The 4004-nt window shown below is 69.2% G+C and carries 4 protein-coding genes; 1 reads left to right on the top strand and 3 read right to left on the bottom strand.

The genetic code is table 11. From position 1 onward, the window contains the following. Positions 1–182 precede the first annotated feature (182 nt). Genes AC1DOC_RS22950 through AC1DOC_RS22940 form a run of 3 tightly spaced genes read right to left on the bottom strand, consistent with a single transcriptional unit; the run spans position 183 to position 3529 of the window. The gene (locus tag AC1DOC_RS22950; RefSeq protein WP_018907368.1) at positions 183–1346 is read right to left on the bottom strand and encodes an acyl-CoA dehydrogenase family protein; all 1164 of its coding nucleotides are present in this window, start codon (positions 1344–1346) and stop codon (positions 183–185) included. Continuing rightward, positions 1346–2518 (bottom strand): acyl-CoA dehydrogenase family protein, encoded by a 1173-nt coding sequence (locus AC1DOC_RS22945; RefSeq protein WP_018907367.1) that lies wholly within the window; start codon positions 2516–2518, stop codon positions 1346–1348. Before AC1DOC_RS22945 ends, AC1DOC_RS22950 begins: the two co-directional genes overlap by 1 nt. Before the next feature lie 42 nt (positions 2519–2560). Further along, positions 2561–3529: a Bug family tripartite tricarboxylate transporter substrate binding protein gene (locus AC1DOC_RS22940; RefSeq protein WP_018907366.1), complete on the bottom strand. Its 969-nt coding sequence runs from the start codon at positions 3527–3529 to the stop codon at positions 2561–2563. 145 nt (positions 3530–3674) lie between these two features. Between AC1DOC_RS22940 and AC1DOC_RS22935 the strand changes: the two genes are divergently transcribed. Then, on the top strand, positions 3675–4004 hold a 330-nt coding region (locus tag AC1DOC_RS22935), incomplete at its 3' end, for a helix-turn-helix domain-containing protein (protein ID WP_478130548.1).

Here is a 4004-nt window from a genome sequence, read left to right as displayed (position 1 = left end):
GACCTGCTGCGGCCAGTGCTGGCAAGCGAGACGGTGCTGATCGAGTGGAGCGTTTCATCGATCGCGGCCCGTCCGAGGGGCGGCAGCATCATCGAGCTGCAGGGATGCATGAAAGGATCGGACGACCGGACCCGCGTGCTCGCGCACGGCACCGTCCTGCTGACCGCTGGCGAGTGACGGCCTCAAGGACGCAGCGATTCCTTCAGGATGCGCCGCGCCAGCGTCGAGCGGTGCACCTCCGACGCGCCGTCGTAGACGCGAAAGGGCCGCATCTCGCGCAGGATCATCGACACGGGCGCGTCTTCCGACATGCCGAGCGCGCCCATGATCTGCGCGGCGCGGTCCGCCACGCGCCCCACGGCTTCCGACACGAACACCTTGACCATGGCCGACTCGTGCTTGATGCTTTCTTTTGCATCGAGCTTGGCGGCCGCGTGCCAGGTCATCAGGCGTGCGGCATGCAGGTCGATGTGCGAATCAGCCACCATCGCCTGCACCTGCTGCAGCTGGGCGAGCGGCTGGCCGAACGAGTGGCGCCGGTTGGCGTAATCCTGCGCCAGCGCCATGGCGCGCGAGGCGCGGCCGATGAAGCGCATGCAGTGCGACAGGCGCGCCGGTTCGAGCCGCATCTGCGCGTAGGCGAAGCCCCGGCCCACCTCACCCAGCACCGCGCTGTCATCGACGAAGCAGTCGTGCAGTTCGATCTCGCCATGCCCGCCGATCTGGAAGCCATCGATGCTCGCGATGTTGCGCACCACGCGGTAGCCGGGGTTGCCGGCATCGACAATGAAGATCGTCGCGCCCTCGCCTGTCTTCGCCAGCACCAGCGCGAACGCGGCGCCGACCGCGCCGCTGATGAACCACTTGCGGCCGTTGATGACCCAGCCGCCGGGGCGGCGCTCGGCCACGGTCTGCAGCATCGACGGGTCGGACCCGGCGCCGGGCTCGGGTTCGGTCATCGCAAAGCACGAGCGGGCCTCGCCGCGCGCGAGCGGCACCAGGTAGCGCTGCTGCTGCGCCGGCGTTCCGTCGGCGAGCAGGTTGATCATGTTGGGCTGGTCCGGCGGCGCGCAGTTCATGGCCAATGGCGCCAGGAAGCTCCGGCCGGCCTCTTCGAGCACCACCGAGCGATCGCGCCAGGACAGGCCCAGGCCGCCCCACGCCACCGGCAGCTGCGGTGCGTAGATGCCGGCCTCCATGGCCTTGGCGCGCAGCGAACGCACCGCGGCTTCGAGCGCATCCAGGTCGTGGGCCAGCGCCGGGCACTCGCGCGGAATGGCCTCTTCCTCGACGAAGCGCCGGACCGCCTCGCGCAGCGCCGGAAGGCGGTCGCTGTAGCCGAACATCAGGAGGCGCCTTCGCCGCCGTAGCCGGCCTTGGCCAGCGTGCGCCTGGCGATGTTGAGCTGGTGGATCTGGCTCGTGCCTTCGTACAGCCGGAACAGCCGCACGTCGCGGTAGAAGCGCTCCATGCCGTGGTCGGCAATGTAGCCGTAGCCGCCCAGCATCTGCACGCTGCGGTCGGCCACGCGGCCGCACATCTCCGACGCGAAGTACTTGCAGATCGACGCCTCCATCGTCACGTCGATGCCTTCGTCGCGCTTGCGCGCGGTGTCCAGCACGAGCGCGCGGGCTGCATGGATCTCGGTCTGGCTGTCGGCGATCAGCGCCTGGATCAGCTGGAAGCCCGAGAGCGCCTGGCCGAACTGCTTGCGCGTGGAGACGAAGGCCACGGCGTCCTTCAGCATGCGGATCGCCGGCCCGATGCACAGGGCCGCCAGGTGGATGCGCTGCTTGTTCAGCACCTTCATCGCCGTCTTGAAGCCCTGCCCTTCGCGCCCGCCGATGACGTTCTCCGCCGGCACGATGCAGTCGTTCATGTGCACCTCGGACACGGGCGAGCCCGCCTGCCCCATCTTCTTGTAGGCCGGCCCGGTGCTGAGCCCGGGCATGCCGCGCTCGACCAGGAAGGCCGTGACGCCGCGCGCCGACAGGTCGTTGGGGTCGGTGCGCGCCATCACCGTGAAAAGGCCCGCGATCGGCGCGTTGGTGATGAAGCACTTGGTGCCGTTGAGCACGTAGTGGTCGCCCTCGCGCCGCGCCGAGGTGCGCAGCGACGCGGCGTCCGAGCCGGCCTCGGGTTCGGTCAGCGCGAACGCGCCGGTCAGCTCGCCGCTGGCCAGCCTGGGCAGATAGCGCCGCTTCTGTTCTTCGGTGCCGTCGGCCACCAGGGCTTCGGAGCCGATGCCGGTGTTGGTGCCGACACGGGCCCGAAAGGCCACCGAGCACTGCGACAGCTCCATTGCCGCCAGCACCAGCTCCTCGGTCGTCATGCCCGCGCCGCCATAGGCCTCGGGGATCGAATAGCCGAACAGGCCCTGCGCCGCCATGTCGGCCACCAGGTCGGCGGGCACTTCGTCGGCGTCGGCCACGCGCGCCTCGTTGGGCACCAGCCGCTCGCGCACGTAGCTGCGCAGGCTGCCGAGGAATTGTTCGAAGGCTGCGGGATCACGCTGCATGATGTGTTGCTCCTTGCTTCAGGGGGTGGATGCGCGCGGACCTCAGTCCAGCTTGGTTCCGGTGGACTTGACCAGCGCGGCCCACGAGGCCGTGTCGGCCTTGATGAGCTCGGCAAACTGCGCCGGAGTGTTGCCGACCGGCTCGGCGCCCAGCGCCAGTAGCCGTTGGCGAAGCTCGGGCTTTTCCAGCGCCTTGGTGGTGGCGGCGTGCAGGCGCTCGACGATGGCCGTGGGCGTTGCTGCGGGCACCATCAGGCCCTTCCATGCACCAAAGCTGAAGCCCTTGACGGACTCGGCGACGGTCGGCACCTCGGGTGCGGCCGTGGCCCGCTTGTCTGTGGACACCGCCAGCGCCCTGAGCCTGCCCGACTGCACGTGCGGCCACAGCGCGGGCATGTTGTCGATCATCATCGCGATCTGGCCGGCCAGCAGATCGTTCATTGCCGGGCCCGCGCCCTTGTACGGGACGTGGACCATCGTGGTGCCGGTGAGCTGGTTGAACCATTCGCCGGCCAGGTGGGACGGGCTGCCGTTGCCCGCCGAGCCGAAGCTGACCTCCTTCGGCCTGGACTTGGCATAGGCGATGAACTCGGGCACCGTCTTCGCCGGGATCTTGGGGTTGATCGCCATCAGGTTGGGCTCCTGGATCAGCAGCGTCACCGGCCGCAGGTCCTTGGCCGGGTCGTAGGGCATTTTTGTGTAGAGGCTCGGGTTGATCACCGTGGGGCCGGCCGCCGCAATCAGCAGCGTGTAGCCGTCGGGCGCCGACTTGGCGACATAGTCGCCGCCGATGTTGCCGCCGGCGCCGGCCTTGTTCTCGACGATGACGGGCTGCCCCAGCTCGGGAGCGAGGGCCGCGGCCAGCAGCCGCGCCAGAACGTCGGTGGAGCCGCCCGGTGCAAAGGGCACGATGAGGCGAACCGGCTTGGCCGGATAGGCGGCCGGGTCGGCGTGCACCGCGGAAGCCGCGGCCAGCAGGCAGGCGGCAGCGAGCATGAACATCTTGCGCATGGGAGTCTCCGGTTGATTCTTTGCCAGGGCCCGGAGACTACGCAGCGGCATCACATATGGAAAACGATGTTTCTCTATCTTGAATGCCGCCGCTCGCCAGCACGCCCTGCCGGACGTAGCATTCACCGCGCCACACGAGCCCCACATGCCTGCCGCACGCCACCCCGACCCCGACTTCGCAACCACGCTGCAGCACGGCCTGCAGGTGCTGCACTGCTTCACCGTCGGCGAGCCCGCGCTCGGCAACAAGGAACTGTCGGAGCGCACCGGGCTGTCGAAGGCGACGATCTCGCGGCTGACCTACACGCTGGCGGCGCGCGGCCTGGTGGTCTTCGATGCGCACCTGCGGCGCTATCGCCTGGGCTCCACGGCGCTCACGATCGGCTATCCGCTGATGGCGAGCCTGCGCATCCGGCAGGTCGCGCGCGGCCGCATGAAGCAGCTGGCCGACGAGGTGGGCGGCTCGGTGTCGCTG

The sequence above is a fragment of the Variovorax sp. 01T439_2 genome, assembly GCF_056398445.1.
Note: the sequence above shows the minus strand (reverse complement) of the source record. Positions and strands in the feature narration are given on the sequence as shown.